Below are 17,371 nucleotides of genomic sequence, written 5' to 3'. Positions count from 1 at the left end.
ACCGCTCCACGGCCGACCGCGACTCCCCGACGTCCCACCGCGGGACCGCCGGAAGCACTCCCCTAGGCTGAGCCCCATGACCAAACGGGACACGGACAAGCCGGTCGTACTGTCGAAGATCTACACCCGCACCGGTGACGCCGGAACGACGGCGCTCGGTGACATGAGCAGGACCTCCAAGAACGACACCCGCCTCGTCGGGTACGCCGACACCGAGGAGGCCAACGCCGCCATCGGCGTAGCGCTGGCCCTGGGCGAGGTTCCCGACGACGTCCGCGCCCTGCTGGGCCGCGTGCAGAACGAACTCTTCGACCTCGGCGCGGACCTGTCCACGCCCATCGTGGCCGACCCCGAGTACCCGCCCCTGCGCATCCTCCCCGAGTACGTCACCCGGCTGGAGGAGGCCTGCGACACCTACAACGCGGACCTGCCGACGCTGCGCAGCTTCATCCTGCCCGGCGGCTCCCCCACCGTCGCCCTACTGCACACGGCCCGCATCGTCGTGCGCCGGGCCGAGCGCGCGGTCTGGGCCGCCATCGAGGAGCACGGCGACGGGGTCAACCCGCTCACCGCCCAGTACCTCAACCGGCTCTCGGACCTGATGTTCATCCTCGGCCGGTACGTCGCCCGGGACGGAGACGAGGTCCTCTGGAGGCCGGGCGGGGAACGCGACTGACGGCCTCGGACCGGCCCCGGGGAACGAAAGCCCGAACGGCGACCGTCGGCGGCACCCCGTTCCAACTGCGCGAACGGAACTATTTCCACTGATCAAGTGTTGCCGGGCCGTATTCGGCTACAGGTCCGTCCGAGCGAGATCCCCCTAGCCGGAAAGAGGCACATGAGCACGAAAGTCAAGCCCGGCAGCGTCACCGCCGTCCAGGTGCTGTTGATCCTGATCGCCATCTACCAGCTCTTCAACGCGGTCCTCGGACTCCTGGGAGCCTTGTTCATCGACACCATGGACATGGCGACCCTGGTGCCGGCGGAGATGCAGTCCGAGGCCGCGGTCGCGGAGGAGCAGGTCTGGGCGGTGTACGTCAGCTCCATCATCGCCTTCATCTACGGCGTGGCCGCGATCGTTCTGGTCGTGATGGTCGCCAAGGCCCGGCCTCAGGCCCGGACCGCCACCATCGGCGTCAACGCCGTCGCGGGTGTGATCTTCCTGGTGCTGATCGCGACACCGGTCGGCGACCTCGCCGGCGTCATCGTGGCGATCTTCGCGTTCGTCGTGGTGGGGCTGTTGTTCCGGCAGGCGGCCAAGGCGTACTTCGGGGCACCGGTCGAGAACCCCGCCGTGGGTTGACGACCGTCCCCGGCGGCGTCGGAGGGCTCACCGCACGACACCGCGGACGGTGAGGGTCGGACCCCGGGAGCGCCGGTTCGTCGCATCACAGGGAGGGTTCCCGCGCGGGTACCGACGAACGGTGCTATCACGGACATGGCAGGGCCTGGGAGGGGCGGGCGCGGAACGCGTCCTCCCCTCCCGGGCACCACGGGGTCGTCGACCACGCGGGCACCGACCCGTGCACGGCGCAGGCCCCGCGCACACCACCTAGTGGCGGTCGCCGAGTTCACGCTCGACGGCCGCCACCTTGCTGTGCAGACCGTCGGAGACACCCTCGCGGATGTCGGCCTTGAGCGTCAGGCTCACCCGCGCGGCGCCCTCGCCGGCGGCTTCCACCGCGCGTTTGACCACGTCCATGACCTCGTCCCACTCTCCCTCCACGGAGGTGAACATGGCCGAGGTCTCGTTGGGCAGGCCGCTCTCCCGCACGACCTTGACCGCGCGGGCCACCGCGGGTGCGACGGATTCGCCCGAGCCGAGCGGGGATACGGAGAAAGCCACGATGGTACTCATGCGGCCATGGAAACACAGACGCCCCGCCGGTGTGAACCGTGCGGGGCGGGGTGTGTTCGTGCGTCGGGGGGACGCGGCGAGGGTCAGGCCTCCCAGCGGGTCCCGGGGGGCATCGACTCGATCCAGGAGAGGAAGCCGGTGAGCTGCCCCTCCCCCATCGCGACCTCGTAGACCGACTCGGTGGGGTCGGCGCCGTCCGATCCGATCCAGCCGATCTCCAGGACGGTCACGTCGGCCGGCAGCGGCGCGTCACCGTCCCTCGGGGAACGACGCCCCACAACGACGAGACCGCGGCGCGACAGTCGCACTGTCGGCCGCGGTCTGAGCGAGAGGACGGGGAACCAGCCGAGGTTCCTCGATCCGTACCGGCCGAAACCGACACGCCACGAGCCTCGGCGCCCTTTCCCCCCGCATACACGCAGGTAGCACTCGATGGCACCGCCACTGCGCACCAGGACGAAACGTCGCAGCGCACCGGCGACGACCACCAAGGAGACGATGACGACGAGGACGAGGAGCACCCACCACAGGGACTCCGACCACGGTGTGCCCGGCAGTTGCTCCACCACTCGTTCCGCCTCTCCGCTTCGCTAGGCGACGTCCTCGCCGGCGGCGCGCAGACGGCTGCGGGCACGTCCGGCGGCGGCGCTGTCGCCACCCTCGGTCGCGCTCGTCAGGGCCTGACGCGCACGGTCGACATCGATGTCCTCGGCGAGTTCCGCGGTCTCGGCGAGGATGGACACCCGACCCTCACCCGACACCGAGACGAACCCGCCGTGGGCGGAGGCCTTGACCTCGCCGGTCTCACGGGCCCCCAGGACGCGAACGACCGCGTCCTCGGCGAGCAGCGACAGCACCGGCACGTGGCCGGGCATGACACCGATCTCACCCTCGACGGTCTTCGCGATGACCATGTCGCCTTCGCCCGCCCAAACCTCACGTTCGGGAGAGACGATCTCGACGAAAAGCTTCTTCGACACTGCCACAAACTCCTCGGCTAGCGGGTGGGTTCGGCGGGGCCGAGTAGGAATCGATACTCGGCCCCGCCTGGGAACTAGCCCCGCCCGTCGCCCCCGGCCTCACGGCCGGGGACACTGACGCGCAGTCCTAGCCTTCCTGCAGCTTCTTGGCCTTCTCCACGACCATGTCGATGTTGCCGACGTCGAGGAAGGCCTGCTCGGGCAGGTGGTCGTACTCACCGTCGCACAGACCCTTGAAGGAGGCGATCGTCTCCTCCAGCGGCACGAACACACCCGGGGTGCCGGTGAACTTCTCGGCGACGAACATGTTCTGCGAGAGGAACCGCTCCAGGCGACGCGCCCGGTTGACGATGATCTTGTCCTCTTCGGAGAGCTCGTCCATACCCAGAATGGCGATCTGGTCCTGGAGGTCGTTGTTGCGCTGGAGGATCTCCTTGACGCGCTGGGCCACCGCGTAGTGCTCCTCGCCCACGTACTGCGGGTCGAGGATACGGGAGGTGGAGGCCAGCGGGTCGACCGCCGGGTAGATGCCCTTCTGCGAGATCGGCCGGGAGAGCTCGGTCGTCGCGTCCAGGTGGGCGAAGGTGGTCGCCGGAGCGGGGTCGGTGTAGTCGTCCGCGGGGACGTAGATCGCCTGCATCGAGGTGATCGAGTGACCACGCGTCGAGGTGATCCGCTCCTGGAGCTGACCCATCTCGTCCGCCAGGTTGGGCTGGTAGCCCACGGCCGAGGGCATACGGCCCAGCAGCGTGGAGACCTCCATACCCGCCTGGGTGAAACGGAAGATGTTGTCGATGAAGAGCAGCACGTCCTGGTTCTGGACGTCACGGAAGTACTCCGCCATCGTCAGAGCCGAGAGCGCCACGCGCAGACGGGTGCCCGGGGGCTCGTCCATCTGGCCGAAGACGAGGGCGGTGTCCGGGAGGACGCCCATCTCGTCCATCTCCAGGAAGAGGTCCGTACCCTCACGGGTGCGCTCACCGACACCGGCGAACACGGACACACCACCGAAGTTACGGGCGATACGGGTGATCATCTCCTGGATGAGCACCGTCTTGCCCACACCCGCGCCACCGAAGAGACCGATCTTCCCACCGCGCACGTACGGGGTGAGGAGGTCGATCACCTTGATGCCCGTGACCATCATCTCGGTCTTGGACTCGAGCTGGTCGAAGGCCGGAGCCTTGCGGTGGATCGGCCAGCGCTCGGTCACGCCGAGCTCGGCCGTGGGCACGTCCATGGACTCGCCCAGGGTGTTGAACACGTGGCCCTTGACGACGTCGCCGACGGGCACGCTGATGGGCGCGCCGGTGTCGCGGACCTCGGCGCCACGGACCATGCCGTCCTGCGGGGCCAGGGAGATGGCACGCACCAGGTTGTCACCCAGGTGCTGGGCGACCTCCAGGGTGATGACCTTGTCCGTGCCGCCGATGCTCACATCGGTGTGCAGGGCGTTGTAGATGCCGGGCAGGGAGCCGACGGGGAACTCCACGTCGACGACCGGGCCGGTGACCCGGGCGATCCGGCCGGTGGCGGTGCCAGCGCCGGCCGTACCTTCAACTGTCGCAGTCACTTTTCGTTACTCACTTCCCGCGCTGGACCCAGAGAGTGCATCGGCACCGCCGACAATCTCACTGATCTCATTGGTGATCTCGGCCTGACGCGCCTGGTTGGCCAGGCGGGTCAGGGTCTTGACGAGCTCTTCCGCGTTGTCGGTCGCGGCCTTCATGGCCGCGCGACGGGACGCCTGCTGGGAGGCGGCGGATTCGAGGAGCGAGGCGTAGATCCGGTTGACCACGTACTGCGGCAGCAGCTGGTCCAGGACCTCCTCGGCGGAGGGCTCGAACTCGTAGAGCGGCAGCGCGTTGCCGCCGTGAGCCTGCTCGAGTTCCTCCTCCTCGACCTCTTCCACCTCCAGCGGGAGGGCACGAACCGCCCCGGCCCGCTGGGTCAGCATCGACACGAACTCCGTGGAGACCACGTGGATCTCGTCGACACCACCCTCGGCGGTGTCCTGGGAGAACCTCTCCATCAAGGTGGAGCCGATCTCCTGGGCGTGCGCGTAGGTCGGACGCTCGGTGAAGCCTTCCCACGATTCCTCGACACTGCGGTCGCGGAACTTGTAGAACGCCGCACCCTTGCGACCCACCATGTAGGTGAGGACCTCCTTGCCCTGCTCCCGGAGGAGCTGGGTGAGGGCCTCGGCCTCCTTGAGGACGTTGGTCGAGTAGGCGCCGGCCAGGCCCTTGTCGCTGGTGACGACCAGGACGGCCGCACGGGTGGGGTTCTCGGCCTCGGTCAGCAGGGGGTGATCGGACACCCGACTGGCCAGGGCCGACACCGCCCGCGTGATCTCCCGTGCGTAGGGGCCGGCAGCCTCAGCCGCGCGCTGCGCCTTGGTGATGCGCGTTGCGGCGATGAGCTCCATCGCGCGGGTGATCTTCGCCATCGACTTCGTCGAGCGAATCCTCCGGCGATAGACGCGAAGCTGTGCACCCATGGGTTACTTCCCGCCCTTGGCGACCTTGATGGTCTCCTGGCCGACCTTCTCCTCTTCGAGCGCCTCGGTCTCGGCCTCGGTGCCCAGAAGGGTGCCGGCGGAGGTCTGGAAGCCCTGCTTGAACTTCTCGATGGCGCCCTGGAGGGTCTTCTGGCTCTCGTCCTCGAACTTGCCGGACTCCCGGATGGTGTCGAGAACGCCCTTGTGCTCACGGTCGAGGTAGGACAGGAAGTCCTCCTCGAAGCGGCGCACGTCCTCGACGGGGACCTCGTCGATGAGACCGGTGTTGCCCATCCAGATCGAGACGACCGTCTTCTCCATGGAGAAGGGCGAGTACTGGCCCTGCTTGAGGAGCTCCATCATCCGGGCGCCGCGCTCCAGCTGCTGCTTGGAGACGGCGTCCAGGTCCGAACCGAAGGCGGAGAACGCCTCCAGCTCGCGGTACTGGGCCAGGCCCAGCCGCAGGGTGCCGGAGACCTTCTTGGTGGCCTTGGTCTGGGCCGCGCCACCGACACGGGAGACCGACACACCGACGTCGATCGCCGGACGCTGGCCCTGGTTGAACAGGTCCGAGTCCAGGAAGACCTGGCCGTCGGTGATGGAGATGACGTTGGTGGGGATGTACGCCGAGACGTCGCCCGCCTTGGTCTCGATGATCGGGAGGGCCGTCATCGAACCGGCGCCCAGCTCGTCGGAGAGCTTCGCGCAGCGCTCCAGGAGCCGGGAGTGGAGGTAGAAGACGTCACCCGGGTAGGCCTCACGGCCCGGCGGGCGGCGCAGCAGAAGGGAGACCGCGCGGTAGGCCTCGGCCTGCTTGGTCAGGTCGTCGAAGACGATGAGGACGTGCTTGCCCTCGTACATCCAGTGCTGGCCCAGGGCCGAACCGGTGTACGGGGAGAGGTACTTGAAGCCGGCCGGGTCGGACGCCGGGGAGGCGACGATGGTGGTGTACTCCATCGCGCCGGCCTCTTCGAGCGCGCCGCGCACGCTGGCGATGGTCGAGCCCTTCTGACCCACCGCGACGTAGATGCAGCGCACCTGCTTCGTGGGGTCGCCGGTCTCCCAGTTCGCCTTCTGGTTGATGATCGCGTCGATACCGATCGCGGTCTTACCGGTCTGTCGGTCACCGATGACCAGCTGGCGCTGGCCACGGCCGACGGGGGTCATGGTGTCGATCGACTTGATGCCGGTCTGGAGCGGCTCGCCGACCGGCTGGCGCTCCATGACCGTCGCGGCCTGGAGCTCCAGCTCGCGGCTCTCGGTCGTCTCGATCTCGCCCTTGCCGTCGATGGGGTTGCCCAGGGGGTCCACCACACGGCCGAGGAAGTCGTCGCCCACCGGGACCGAGAGGAGCTTGCCGGTGCGACGCACCTTCTGCCCGTCCTCGATGCCGGTGAAGTCGCCCAGCACGACGACACCGATCTCACCGATCTCAAGGTTCTGGGCCATGCCCAGGGTGCCGTCCTCGAACTCCAGCAGCTCGTTCGCCATCGCCGAGGGAAGGCCACCGACGCGGGCGATGCCGTCACCGGAGTAGGTGACGGTTCCGACCTCTTCCGCGCGGGTGGCATCAGGCTCGTACGACTGGACGAAGCGCTGTAGCGCGTCCCGGATCTCATCCGGCCGGATCGTCAGCTCCGCCATCTCTACGTTGTCCTTGCTCTCAAATGGCGCCGGGCCGGCGCCGTGCGTGCTTGCCTTGCGTTCATTCGCGTGTGTCAGCCGGCCAGACGGCGCTGGACCTCAGCGATGCGCCCGGCGATGGTGCCGTCGATGACCTCGTCGCCCACCTGGATGGAGAGTCCACCCACGATCTCGGGGACGACCTCGATGTTCAGGTGGATCTCGCGACCGTACCTGCGCTTGAGGAGCGCACGGAGGCGGTCCAGGTGCGCTCCGCTCAGCGGAACCGCGCTGCGGACCACGGCGATGTACCGCTGGGCGCGCTCGGCGACCAGCTGACCGTAGGTCTCGAGCGCCTGTTCCAGGGTACGTCCCCGGGGCCGGGTGACCGCTTCGCCGACCAGGGCCAGCGTCGCGGAGCTCACCTTGCCCGAGAGCAGGTTCTCGATCAGCGTGCGCTGATGTGCGGCGGCCACGCCGTCACGGGTGAGGGCGGCTCGCAGGTCCGGCTGCGCGACGACGATCCGCTGGAAGCGGAACAGTTCGTCCTCCAGCTCGTCCAGGCGGGTGCCCTCGACGGAGGCGACGGTCGCGTAGACCGCCATGCGCTCCAGAGCGTCCACCATGTCGCGGGGGCCCGCCCAGGACTGGGACACGATGTCGTTGACCACGATGACCGTGGACGGCGACACCTTGCCCTCGAGGATCTGACCGATCAGACCGGTCTTCTTCTCGACCGGGTTGGCCTGGTCCGCGAGCCAGCGACGGAGCGAGTGCTCGTTGCCGAGCAGGGCGACGACCTCGAAGAGCTCGCCACCGAGTGAGACCGCGTGCTGGGCGGCGTCGGCCGACGCGAGGACGTTGTCGTCCAAGCGCCGGGTCGCCTCAGCCAGAGAACTGCGGCTGATACCACGCATCAGCGCACCTCGGCTTGCTTCGCGCTCTCGTCCTGCTCCAGCTCCTCCAGGAACCGGTCCACCACGCGGTTCTGAGCGGCGCTGTCGCTGAGCGTCTCCCCGACGATGCGGGTCGCGAGCTCAGTGGACAGGGTGCCGATCTCACCGCGGAGCTGGACGAAGGCCTGCTGTCGGTCGGCCTCGATCTGCGCCTTGGCGGCGTCGATGATCCGCTTGGCCTCGACCTGGGCCTCCTCGCGGGCCTCGGCGATGATCGCCGTGCGCTGCTCCTTGGCCTTCTCGAGTTCCTGCGCGTACTCGCGGTGCGACTCTTCGAGCTTCTCGCGGTACTGCTGACGGATCTCCTCGGCCTCGGCCTCGGCGCGCTTGGCCCGCTCGATGCCGCCCTCGATGGCGTCGTGACGCTCGTCGAGGACCTTCATCACCTTGGGGACCGCCTTGCGGGCCACAAAGAAGTAGACCACGGCGAGCGCGATCGCACCGAAGGTGAACTTCACCCAGTCGATCCGCAGAATGTTGTAATCGGCTGCCAACTCAACCAACATGGTCAGCCCTCCTTCGCGTCAGTTGCCATCAGAAAACGGTTGGCAATACGCCTTAGGCGCCGGGGGCAGCGAAGGCGAGGACGAAGCCCAGGATCGCGAGGGCCTCGACGAGCGCGAAGCCGAGGTAGATGTTGGTCTGCAGCGGGCCGCGGGCCTCGGGCTGACGGGCGATGGCCTGCATACCGAGACCGAACACGATACCGACACCGATACCGGCGCCGATGACGCTGATGCCGTAGCCGATGGTGTTGATGTTGCCGGTGATCGCAGCGATGTCCATTGTGTTTCCCTTTACTCGACGTCCGGCGTTGCGGTACGCAATAGGTCAGTTCGCCGGTGTGGACGGGTTTGATGCACTCCTCGTCCCGGGTCCGATCACGGGATCGGGGGGAACGTGGAGGGGGTCTAGTGGGCCGCTTCGAGCGACTGGTTGAGGTACAGGCTCGCGAGCAGCGTGAACACGAAGGCCTGGATCAGCATGATCGCGATCTCGAAGACGAAGAAGGCGACGTAACCGAGCAACGCGGCGCCGGAGAAGACGACCGAGACCGCGGCGAGCATGGGCTCCGCCGACAGGTTGAGCATGTACCAGCCGCCGTAGGCGAACACGGCCAGGAGCAGGCTGCCCGCGAACATGGTCGCGAACAGACGCAGGGCGTGCGTCACCGGGCGGATGAGGAAGACCGAGAGGATCTCGATCGGGGTGACCAGGACGTAGATCCACTTCGGCATGCCGGGGGGGAAGATCTGGTTGCGGAAGTATCCCCAACCGCCCTGGTGCTTGATGCCGATCACGATCGTCATCACGTAGATGGTCAGCGCGAACATGGCCGTGAAGGCCAGGTTGCTGTTGACCGGAAGCATCCCGGGGATGAGCCCGGTGAAGTTCATGGCCAGAATGAGCGTGAAGATACCCGTCATGAACGGGATGAAGGCGTCGCCCTTGGCACCCATGGTCGGACGGGTGATGTTGTCCCGAATGAACAGGATCAGCATCTCTCCGACACTCTGCCTGCGGCCGGGGACGAGGCTCAGCTTCTTGCTGAACCACGACCACAGAAGCAGGACGGCACCGACCGCGACGAGCAACAGAACCAGGTACAGGTCGATGCCCGCGCTGCCGGGGATGCCGGCGAACCACGGTTCGGGGAAGAACATCCCGATGGTGGGGGCCTCGAACCCGCAACCGTTGTCGCCGAAGAGGTGGCAACCCGGTTCGGCCGCGAGAATGCGCACGTCAGCACTCACGGCGAATCCTTTCGTCGTGACGCAAGAAAGCCTCGTTGATGGTTGTTACTGCGAGCGTCGTCGTGGAACGGGCGACGCGGGACTGCGGGGTGCTCAGATGTGGCGCGTCTTGGCGACGATCAGGAAGATCGCACCGACCATGCCGAGAATCGCCCCGATGGGCAGGAAGAGAGCCTGGAAACCCAGGAGTCTGTCCGCACCCCAGCCGATCGCACTCCACACGAGCACACCCGAGAGCAAAGTCGAGAAGAGTGCCCAGCCGTCGGACTCGCGCGGCCCCGGGGGCCCACTGGAATCCTTCTTCTCGGTGGGTTCGCTGCTCATCTCGCTCCGGAATATAGCATGTGGGGCTCGACTGGAACGTGGCCGCCCGCCTGCCGTGGAACAGGTTATAACGCCCGTTCCGAGGGACCGCGGCGGGGCACCCCATCACGTGCTCTCCGAACTCTCGCTCGGGTCCACGTGAAGGATCTTGGCCTGAGAGGTGGCCCAGGTCTGCCCACCCAGCCAGACCAGAACGACGGCCAGCGCACTGTAGACGAAGGCGTTGCTGCTGAGGTCGGTGATGAGGGGGCTCTGGCCGAGTGTCACCAGGAGGATGCCCAGCAGCGCCATCTTGACGACGAAGCCGAGCAGGTTCGCCGCGAGGAACAGGTCCTTGTTGCGACGGGTGACCAGGATGACCATCCACTGACCCAGACCGAAACAGGCGAGGATGACGACCACCGCCAGGGCCGAACTGAGAGCTCCGGCAGAGCCTGCGAAGAGTGCCGAGACCGCGATGGCCAGGACTCCGCACGCGGCGCTCGGAAGCGCGGCGCCGCGGAGGATCCGGGCGTCGTGTTCCTGCATGACGAAGCTCCGTGGGGTTCAGTGGTTACCTGCTCGTGAAAGCTATCACAAGGTTTTCGGTACGAAATCCAGGGGAGCCTTAACGTGCTCTTAACGCCTCGCGAAAGCCCCGTTCGGCGGTCACTTCGGGTCTTGTGTCACCTTGCACACACTCGTCACGAGCTTCACACCTGCACACATTCACGACACGACCCGGGACCTCCGTCCCGAACGTGACCGGGCATTTATCCATCGGTTGACGAACGGTGATCTGCTTTCGACTTCGCGCCGTTACCCCGCCCCCAGGGCAGCAGTCCCCTACGGTGCAGCCGGGGAAGGGCGATGAGACCGACCGCACAGGTGGCGACCAGCACGGTCACCGTCAGCACGATCAACGCGGAGTCGAAGATCGACAGGGACACCGCCGCGAACGCGACGATCCCGGCCCACAGGTACATCAGCAGCACGGCGCGCGTGTGGGTGTGCCCCATGTCCAGCAACCGGTGGTGCAGGTGTCCGCGGTCGGGGGCGAACGGCGACTTGCCCGCCAGGGTCCGGCGCACGACCGCCAGCACCATGTCCGCCAGCGGTAGCGCGATCACCAACAACGGCAGCAGGATCGGCAGGAACACGACCAGGCCGGAGGAGTTGAACTCCTCCCGGGCGGTGTTGGCGTCGAACTGGCCGGTCACCGTGATGGTGATGGAGGTGAGCAACAGCCCCAGCAGCATGGAGCCGGTGTCGCCCATGAACACCTTGGCCGGATGGAAGTTGTGGAAGAGGAACCCCAGGCAGGTGCCGGCCAGGATGATCGCGATCATCGCCGGGTAGGACTGGCGGACGAACCCCTGGTCCACCGCGACCACGTAGTAGTAGGCGAAGAACGCCAGGGACGAGATCGCGACGATACCGGCGGCCAGACCGTCCAACCCGTCGGCGAAGTTGATCGCGTTGATGGTCGCGACGATGAGCAGGATCGACACCATCGCCCCGAGCCACGGGCCCAGGGACAACTGGGTGCCGGGCAACGGCAGCCACAACAGCTGGACGCCCTGCCAGACCAGGATCCCGGCGGCGGCGGTCTGCCCCGCCAGTTTGCTCAGGGCGTCCATCCCCCATCGGTCGTCGATGACACCGATGATGGTGATGAGTCCGCCCGCCAGCAGCAGGCCGATCCACGTCTTGGCGACGAACACGTTCTGCAGGTGCGGCAGCTGCGCCGAGATGAGCAGCGCCGCGGCGAACCCGCCGTAGATGGCGAGTCCGCCCAGCCGCGGAATCGGTTCGGTGTGCACGTCGCGGTCGCGCACCGGAGGCGCCGCACCGAAGGCGATCGCCAGCCGACGCACCAAGGGCACCAACAGGTAGGTCACCGCGACGGCGATGACGAAGGTGAGCGCGTACTCCCGCACTGACCGGCCCCTCTAGCTCTGGTCGCCGCCGCCGGACGCGCGGGTCTCGCCGTCGGCGGAGGACGTCTCGTTGTCGTTCGCGTTCTCGGTCTTCGTACCCTCGGTGCCCGCGTCGTCCCCCGCGGAGTCCTCGGAAGGAGCGGTCGCCTCCTCGGACTCGGACTTCTTGGGCTTGGTGCGGCCCTTGCGCAGCTCCCCGATGACGGTGCCGCACACCGCCCGGAGCTGTTCGATGGAGATGGCGCCCGAGCGCAGCACGCGCGGTACCGCGTAGGTGAGGTCGACGATGGTCGAGGCCACGGGGCTCTCGCTCACACCGCCGTCGAGGTAGACCGCCACGTCCTCGTCACCGAGTTGTTCGATGGCCTCCCCCGCCGTGGCGGCGGCCGGCATCCCGGACTTGTTGGCGCTGCTGACCGCCATCGGGCCGGTCTCCTTCAACAGCTCCAGGGCGACCGGGTCCATCGGCATGCGCACGGCCACGGTGCCCTTGGTGTCGCCCAGGTCCCAGGACAGGCTGGGGGTGGCGGTGCACACGAGGGTGAGCGGACCGGGCCAGAACTCCTCCATGAGGTCACGTCCGTGGTTGCCCAGGTCGTCGATGAGGGCGGTGGCGGCCCGGATCGAGCCCACCAGCACGGGCGGCGGCATGTCCCGGCCGCGCCCCTTGGTCTCCAGGAGTCGCGCGACCGCCTTGGGGCTGAAGGCGTCGGTGCCGATGCCGTACACGGTGTCGGTCGGCAGGACCACCAGGTCGCCTCGGCGTACCGCGGACGCGGCGTCGGCGATGCCGTCCTTGCGGGCGGTATCGTCCGCGCAGTCGTAGATGCGGCTCACCCTGCGTTCACCTCGATCTCGAACGGGTCGACCGGCCAGGTGTCGGTCCGACGGTGGGGTTGGGGGCGAGGACGACGGCCGCTGGGCCGTGTTCTCGGGGCCTGCGCTGACGCTTCGGCCCGGGTGCGGACGTCCGGCGGCACGGCGGGAACCCTCGGGATCCGCGGTGGGAGGGCTCGTCCCTCACGATCCCACCTCCGGTCCCTTGCCGGCTCGTGGGAACCACGGTCTGTCGGAGTCCGAACGGAACAACACCCCGTGTGGTTCATCAAACCGTGCCTAGTCGTCCTCGTCGGCCCGACGCATGACCACGAAGCGGTCGCGCCGGGCCATGTCCTTGCGGTTGAGGACGTCGCGCCAGCCCTTGTCCTCGGGGAACAGCCAGGGGATGTCGATGCCCTGACCGTCGTGGTGTTCGATGGCCATGGCCCCGCCGGGGCGCAGCAGCCTACGGCCGACCGCCTCCAGGTCGCGGATCATGTCCAGCCCGTCCTCGCCCGACCACAGCGCGCGGGCGGGATCGTAGTCGCGCACCTCCGGCGGGATGACGTCGGCCTCCCGAGTGGGAACGTAGGGCGGGTTGCTGATGAGCAGGTCCACCCGACCGTTGAGCTCGGGCAGTGCGGTGCGCATGTCGCCCTGGTGGGCGGTCACCCGGTCGGCGTGGCCGCTGGCCTCGACGTTGCGTCGGGTCCAGCGCAGCGCCTCGGGATCGATCTCCACGGTGTGGACCCGAGAGCGCGGGACCTCCTGCGCGATGGAGATCCCGATCGCCCCGGAGCCGGCGCCCAGGTCCACGACCAGGGGGTCGGCGACGTCCATGGCCCGCAGGGTCTCGATCGCCCAGTCCACCATGATCTCGGTCTCCGGACGGGGCACGAACACACCCGGACCGACCTGGAGCGCGAGGTAGCGGAAGTAGGCGCGCCCGGTGATGTGCTGGAGCGGTTCGCGGGCCTCACGGCGGGCGACGCACTCCCAGTACCGGGCGTCGAAGTCGGCGTCGGAGACCGCGTGGAGTTCCCCTCGACGGACACCGTGCACGAACGCCGCGAGTTCCTCGGCGTCCGTGCGGGGTGAGGCCACGCCCGCCTCCGCGAGCCTGAGCGTGGCGCGGGCGACCTCGTCGAGTAGGAAGTTCATGATCCCTGTGCGGCTTCGAGCCTCTCCTTGGTGTCGGCGTCGACCAAGGCCTTGATGACACCGTCCAGGTCGCCGTCGAGCACCTGGTCGAGGTTGTAGGCCTTGAAGCCGACCCGGTGGTCGGAGATGCGGTTCTCGGGGAAATTGTAGGTGCGCACCCGCTCGGAGCGGTCCACCGTGCGGACCTGGCTCTTGCGCTCGGCGCTGGCCTCGGCGTCCGCGCTGGCCTGGGCCTCGGCGTAGATCCGGGCCCGCAGGATGCGCATGGCCTGCTCCTTGTTCTGGAGCTGGCTCTTCTCGTTCTGGCAGGAGGCGACGATACCGGTCGGCAGGTGCGTGATGCGCACCGCGGAGTCGGTGGTGTTGACGCTCTGCCCACCGGGCCCGGAGGAGCGGTAGACGTCGATGCGCAGATCCTTGTCGTGGATCGCGATCTCGATCTCCTCGGCCTCGGGCACGACCAGCACGCCGGCGGCGGAGGTGTGGATGCGGCCCTGGGACTCGGTGACGGGCACGCGCTGCACCCGGTGGACGCCGCCCTCGAACTTGAGCATGGGCCACACGCCCGAGCCGGGCTCGGGGTTGCCCTTGTTCTTGAAGGCGATGGTGATGTCCTTGTACCCGCCGAGGTCGGAGTGGGTGGCGTCGATGACCTCGCTCTTGAAGCCGTGCCGCTCGGCGTAACGCAGGTACATGCGGACCAGGTCGCCGGCGAACAGGGCGGACTCCTCGCCGCCCTCGCCCGCCTTGACCTCCATGATGAGGTTCTTGTCGTCGGCGGGGTCACGCGGGATGAGCAGGAAGCGCAGGCGCTCGGTGAGCTGTTCGGCGTCGGCGGTCAGCCGGTCGGCCTCCTCCGCGAAGGAGGGATCCTCGGCGGCCAGCTCACGGGCGGCACCGATGTCGTTCTCGACTTCTTTGAGCTGACGGTAGGCCTCGATGATCGGGGTGAGCTGGGAGTAGCGCTTGCCCAGCCGGCGCGCATCGGCGGGATCCGCGTGCACCTCGGGGTCGGCGAGCCGCTGCTCCAGCTCGTAGTACTCCCCAAGAAGGTCGTCCAGCTTCACTTTCCCATTCCCGTCTTCTCGTCCGCCCTGCCTGTTCCCGCGTGTGGGATGCGTCCGATCCGGTGGCGCCCGCCGAGGGGGCGGCGCCACCGGGCCGGAAGGGCAGCGCTACTTGCGCTTGCCGAAGCGCTTCTCGAAGCGGGCGACCCGACCACCGGTGTCGAGGATCTTCTGCTTGCCGGTGTAGAACGGGTGGCACTCGGAGCACACCTCGGCGCGGATCTTGCCCCCGGTGATCGTGCTGCGGGTGGTGAACTGGGCTCCGCAGGTGCAGGTCACCTCGGTCGAGACGTACTCCGGGTGGATGTCGGCCTGCATGTGTGCCTCCTTGCTTGAGCGCGACCGCCGGACGCATGACGACCGCACCACCGACTGGGGGTGGAGCGGTGTCGAGGCCATGCGCGAACCGGTGCCGCGGCGATCCAGGTGATCGGGGCGATGTGCTCTCCCGAACGGGAGGACGGACCCGCCCTCACTACCAGTTTGCCAGACCGATAACCGTGCCGGGACCAGTACCTATTCCCGACCCCCCTGTACCGGCTCGGCTTCGCGCATCGTGACGGGTGCCGGCTTGTCCCGATCACGGTGTTTGAGCCACCAGAAGACCGCGGCCAGGCCCGCGATGGTGAGGGCCAACAGGAGCAGCCCGGCGTTGGCGCCGAACCCGTGGATGAAGAGGTAGGTGACGGAGCCGACCACCAGCAGGTAGTAGATCATCGCCAGGACGCTCTGGCGCAGGACGTCGCCCTCCCGACCGACGAGGCCGACCACGGCGGAGGCCGCGACGACGTTGTGCACGGTGATCATGTTGCCCGCGGCCCCGCCGGCGGCCTGGGCCGCCACGACGGTCTCCGGTGGCACCCCGATGCGTTCGGCCGTGGAGTGCTGGAACAGCGCGAACATGAGGTTGGAGACGGTGTTGGAGCCGGCGACGAAGGCGCCCAGGGCACCGATCCACGGGGCGAACAGGGGCCAGTGGTGCCCGCCGAGTTCGGCGGCTCCGGTGGCCAGGGTGAGCGGCATGCTCTCCAGGGAGGTGGCCCCGAACTCCGATCCGGTGTTGATGAAGACCCGGACCAGGGGCACGGCGAACAGCAGGGCCACGGCCGCGCCGAGCAGCTGGGAACCGGCCATCTTCCAGGAGTCCACGATGTCGCGGACGCGCATGCGGTGCAGGCCGTAAGTGAGCAGACAGACCAGGATGAAGGTGGCGCCGGGCGAGTAGAGGGGCGCGACGGCGTCGCCGATGGAGGTGCCGAGGATGTCGTCGTGACCGAGGGTCAGGCCCTCCAGCCACTCCTTGAGGGGTTCGACGGTGCGCGTGACGATGAGCAGGGCGGCGACCACGAGGTAGGGCGCCCAGGCGTTGAGGAAGCCGATGCCGCCTGCCCGCGGGGCGGTGTCCTGCCCGTTGCCGGACTCGATTCCGCCGGTCCAGCGGGACAGCCAGTCCTCACGCGGCGGGAAGTCCCAGATCTTCTTCGGCATCAGGAAGCCCTTGCGCGCGGCGAGGACGACGATGATCAGTCCGGTGAGACCACCGAGGAGACTGGTGAACTCCACCCCGAGGAAGTAGTTGTACAGGAAGGACGGGATGGTCAGGGCGAGCCCGCCGAACAGCGCGAACCTCCAGACGGCGAGACCGTCGGAGAAACGCCGGTTCTCCCCGTAGAAACCGCACAGCATGCAACAGATGAGCAGGGGCACGAGTGTCCCGGCGATCGAGTGCAGGGCGACGGTCTGGAGTCCGATCTGACCGACGTACTCGGTGAAGCTCATGTCGAGGGCGGCGGCGCGTTCGCTCACGCCTCCCCCGCCGTCCAGCCCGCCGGCGACGCCGACGAGGATCGGGGTCCCGACCGCGCCGAAGCTGACCGAGGTGCTCTGGATGACCATGCCGACCATGACGGCGGCCATGGCGGGAAAGCCGAGGGCGAGCATGAGGGGCGCGACCACGGCGGCGGGGGTGCCGAATCCGGAGGCACCCTCGATGAAGCTGCCGAACAGCCAGCCGATGATGATCGCCTGCACCCGGCGATCGGGGGTGATGTCGGTGAAAGTGCGGCGGATGGTGGCGATGGCGCCGCTCTTGGTGAGCGTGGAGAGCAGGAGCAGCGCGCCGAAGATGATGTAGAGGAGTCCCGCCGCGAGGATGAGGCCCTGGAGGGTCGAGGCGGCCACGGTCATCCAGTCGGTCCGCCAGAACAGGACCGCGATGGCGACCACGAGGACGTACCCGGCGGGCATGGCGTACATGGCGGGAAGGCGGAACCCGACGAGCAGGACTCCGACGAGAAGGATGGGGGTGAGCGCGAGGAGGCTGAGCAGGGCGAGGTTGTCCATGACAGACGGCTCCCTGGTATGGGGTGTGCACTCGTGCTCCGCGACCCTAGGTCGCCGTGCGTCCCCC

20 protein-coding genes are annotated in these 17,371 nt (G+C 68.0%); 2 read left to right on the top strand and 18 right to left on the bottom strand.

What is annotated here, in order from left to right; genetic code table 11:
* The first annotated feature begins 76 nt into the window (after positions 1-76).
* A complete protein-coding gene (locus DSY14_RS01630) occupies positions 77-676 on the top strand; it encodes a cob(I)yrinic acid a,c-diamide adenosyltransferase (protein WP_211714600.1) in 600 nt (199 codons plus the stop codon).
* A gap of 162 nt (positions 677-838) precedes the next feature.
* Positions 839-1,303 carry a hypothetical protein gene (locus tag DSY14_RS01625; RefSeq protein ID WP_211714599.1) on the top strand — a complete coding sequence of 155 codons (465 nt, stop codon included), beginning with the start codon at positions 839-841 and terminating at the stop codon, positions 1,301-1,303.
* Positions 1,304-1,552: 249 nt separating this feature from the next.
* Here DSY14_RS01625 and DSY14_RS01620 read toward each other — a convergent pair whose 3' ends face one another.
* The 18 genes from DSY14_RS01620 to DSY14_RS01535 form a co-directional block, all read right to left on the bottom strand.
* Positions 1,553-1,858: an MTH1187 family thiamine-binding protein gene (locus DSY14_RS01620; protein ID WP_211714598.1), complete on the bottom strand. Its 306-nt coding sequence runs from the start codon at positions 1,856-1,858 to the stop codon at positions 1,553-1,555.
* A gap of 83 nt (positions 1,859-1,941) precedes the next feature.
* Entirely contained in the window at positions 1,942-2,427 is a 486-nt protein-coding gene (locus DSY14_RS01615) for a DUF2550 domain-containing protein (protein ID WP_211714597.1), read from the bottom strand.
* A 21-nt stretch (positions 2,428-2,448) separates the two neighbouring features.
* Positions 2,449-2,838: a F0F1 ATP synthase subunit epsilon gene (locus DSY14_RS01610; RefSeq protein ID WP_211714596.1), complete on the bottom strand. Its 390-nt coding sequence runs from the start codon at positions 2,836-2,838 to the stop codon at positions 2,449-2,451.
* Positions 2,839-2,965: 127 nt separating this feature from the next.
* Positions 2,966-4,411 carry a F0F1 ATP synthase subunit beta gene (gene atpD / locus DSY14_RS01605; protein WP_211714595.1) on the bottom strand — a complete coding sequence of 482 codons (1,446 nt, stop codon included), beginning with the start codon at positions 4,409-4,411 and terminating at the stop codon, positions 2,966-2,968.
* A 6-nt stretch (positions 4,412-4,417) separates the two neighbouring features.
* Positions 4,418-5,338, bottom strand: a complete 921-nt coding sequence (locus tag DSY14_RS01600) for a F0F1 ATP synthase subunit gamma (protein WP_211714594.1) — start codon at positions 5,336-5,338, stop codon at positions 4,418-4,420.
* A gap of 3 nt (positions 5,339-5,341) precedes the next feature.
* On the bottom strand, positions 5,342-6,982 hold the full coding sequence (gene atpA, locus DSY14_RS01595; protein WP_211714593.1) for a F0F1 ATP synthase subunit alpha: 1,641 nt from the start codon (positions 6,980-6,982) through the stop codon (positions 5,342-5,344).
* A 74-nt stretch (positions 6,983-7,056) separates the two neighbouring features.
* On the bottom strand, positions 7,057-7,878 hold the full coding sequence (locus tag DSY14_RS01590) for a F0F1 ATP synthase subunit delta (RefSeq protein WP_211714592.1): 822 nt from the start codon (positions 7,876-7,878) through the stop codon (positions 7,057-7,059).
* Positions 7,878-8,423 (bottom strand): F0F1 ATP synthase subunit B, encoded by a 546-nt coding sequence (atpF, locus tag DSY14_RS01585; RefSeq protein ID WP_211714591.1) that lies wholly within the window; start codon positions 8,421-8,423, stop codon positions 7,878-7,880. The genes DSY14_RS01590 and atpF overlap by 1 nt, the downstream gene beginning before the upstream one ends.
* 52 nt (positions 8,424-8,475) lie before the next feature.
* The gene (gene atpE / locus DSY14_RS01580; protein ID WP_211714590.1) at positions 8,476-8,703 is read right to left on the bottom strand and encodes an ATP synthase F0 subunit C; all 228 of its coding nucleotides are present in this window, start codon (positions 8,701-8,703) and stop codon (positions 8,476-8,478) included.
* A gap of 125 nt (positions 8,704-8,828) precedes the next feature.
* Positions 8,829-9,659, bottom strand: coding sequence for a F0F1 ATP synthase subunit A (atpB, locus tag DSY14_RS01575; RefSeq protein WP_211714626.1), 831 nt, complete (start codon positions 9,657-9,659; stop codon positions 8,829-8,831).
* A gap of 105 nt (positions 9,660-9,764) precedes the next feature.
* Positions 9,765-9,995 carry a hypothetical protein gene (locus tag DSY14_RS01570; protein WP_211714589.1) on the bottom strand — a complete coding sequence of 77 codons (231 nt, stop codon included), beginning with the start codon at positions 9,993-9,995 and terminating at the stop codon, positions 9,765-9,767.
* Between the two features lie 105 nt (positions 9,996-10,100).
* Entirely contained in the window at positions 10,101-10,523 is a 423-nt protein-coding gene (locus tag DSY14_RS01565) for a hypothetical protein (protein WP_211714588.1), read from the bottom strand.
* A gap of 224 nt (positions 10,524-10,747) precedes the next feature.
* Positions 10,748-11,914, bottom strand: a complete 1,167-nt coding sequence (locus tag DSY14_RS01560; RefSeq protein ID WP_211714587.1) for an MraY family glycosyltransferase — start codon at positions 11,912-11,914, stop codon at positions 10,748-10,750.
* A gap of 12 nt (positions 11,915-11,926) precedes the next feature.
* Positions 11,927-12,751: an L-threonylcarbamoyladenylate synthase gene (locus DSY14_RS01555; RefSeq protein WP_211714586.1), complete on the bottom strand. Its 825-nt coding sequence runs from the start codon at positions 12,749-12,751 to the stop codon at positions 11,927-11,929.
* A 279-nt stretch (positions 12,752-13,030) separates the two neighbouring features.
* Positions 13,031-13,894 (bottom strand): peptide chain release factor N(5)-glutamine methyltransferase, encoded by an 864-nt coding sequence (gene prmC, locus DSY14_RS01550; RefSeq protein ID WP_211714585.1) that lies wholly within the window; start codon positions 13,892-13,894, stop codon positions 13,031-13,033.
* Positions 13,891-14,961 (bottom strand): peptide chain release factor 1, encoded by a 1,071-nt coding sequence (gene prfA, locus DSY14_RS01545; RefSeq protein ID WP_211714584.1) that lies wholly within the window; start codon positions 14,959-14,961, stop codon positions 13,891-13,893. The genes prmC and prfA overlap by 4 nt, the downstream gene beginning before the upstream one ends.
* Positions 14,962-15,069: 108 nt before the next feature.
* Positions 15,070-15,279, bottom strand: coding sequence for a 50S ribosomal protein L31 (rpmE, locus tag DSY14_RS01540; protein WP_211714583.1), 210 nt, complete (start codon positions 15,277-15,279; stop codon positions 15,070-15,072).
* Between the two features lie 198 nt (positions 15,280-15,477).
* Positions 15,478-17,304, bottom strand: coding sequence for an L-lactate permease (locus tag DSY14_RS01535; protein ID WP_211714582.1), 1,827 nt, complete (start codon positions 17,302-17,304; stop codon positions 15,478-15,480).
* Between the last annotated feature and the right edge of the window lie 67 nt (positions 17,305-17,371).

It is taken from the genome of Nocardiopsis sp. MG754419, assembly GCF_018207095.1.
In the GTDB taxonomy this organism is placed as follows: domain Bacteria; phylum Actinomycetota; class Actinomycetes; order Streptosporangiales; family Streptosporangiaceae; genus Nocardiopsis.
This window is presented reverse-complemented; position numbering and strand designations above follow the sequence as displayed.

Excerpts from the sequence above, each read along its gene's own strand:
- DSY14_RS01590 (WP_211714592.1), bottom strand. The coding sequence starts at position 7,878 with ATGCGTGGTATCAGCCGCAGTTCTCTGGCTGAGGCGACCCGGCGCTTG.
- DSY14_RS01600 (WP_211714594.1), bottom strand. The coding sequence starts at position 5,338 with ATGGGTGCACAGCTTCGCGTCTATCGCCGGAGGATTCGCTCGACGAAG.
- DSY14_RS01535 (WP_211714582.1), bottom strand. The coding sequence starts at position 17,304 with ATGGACAACCTCGCCCTGCTCAGCCTCCTCGCGCTCACCCCCATCCTT.
- prmC (WP_211714585.1), bottom strand. The coding sequence starts at position 13,894 with ATGAACTTCCTACTCGACGAGGTCGCCCGCGCCACGCTCAGGCTCGCG.
- atpF (WP_211714591.1), bottom strand. The coding sequence starts at position 8,423 with ATGTTGGTTGAGTTGGCAGCCGATTACAACATTCTGCGGATCGACTGG.
- DSY14_RS01630 (WP_211714600.1), top strand. The coding sequence starts at position 77 with ATGACCAAACGGGACACGGACAAGCCGGTCGTACTGTCGAAGATCTAC.
- rpmE (WP_211714583.1), bottom strand. The coding sequence starts at position 15,279 with ATGCAGGCCGACATCCACCCGGAGTACGTCTCGACCGAGGTGACCTGC.
- DSY14_RS01570 (WP_211714589.1), bottom strand. The coding sequence starts at position 9,995 with ATGAGCAGCGAACCCACCGAGAAGAAGGATTCCAGTGGGCCCCCGGGG.
- atpA (WP_211714593.1), bottom strand. The coding sequence starts at position 6,982 with ATGGCGGAGCTGACGATCCGGCCGGATGAGATCCGGGACGCGCTACAG.
- DSY14_RS01625 (WP_211714599.1), top strand. The coding sequence starts at position 839 with ATGAGCACGAAAGTCAAGCCCGGCAGCGTCACCGCCGTCCAGGTGCTG.
- DSY14_RS01565 (WP_211714588.1), bottom strand. The coding sequence starts at position 10,523 with ATGCAGGAACACGACGCCCGGATCCTCCGCGGCGCCGCGCTTCCGAGC.
- atpE (WP_211714590.1), bottom strand. The coding sequence starts at position 8,703 with ATGGACATCGCTGCGATCACCGGCAACATCAACACCATCGGCTACGGC.
- DSY14_RS01620 (WP_211714598.1), bottom strand. The coding sequence starts at position 1,858 with ATGAGTACCATCGTGGCTTTCTCCGTATCCCCGCTCGGCTCGGGCGAA.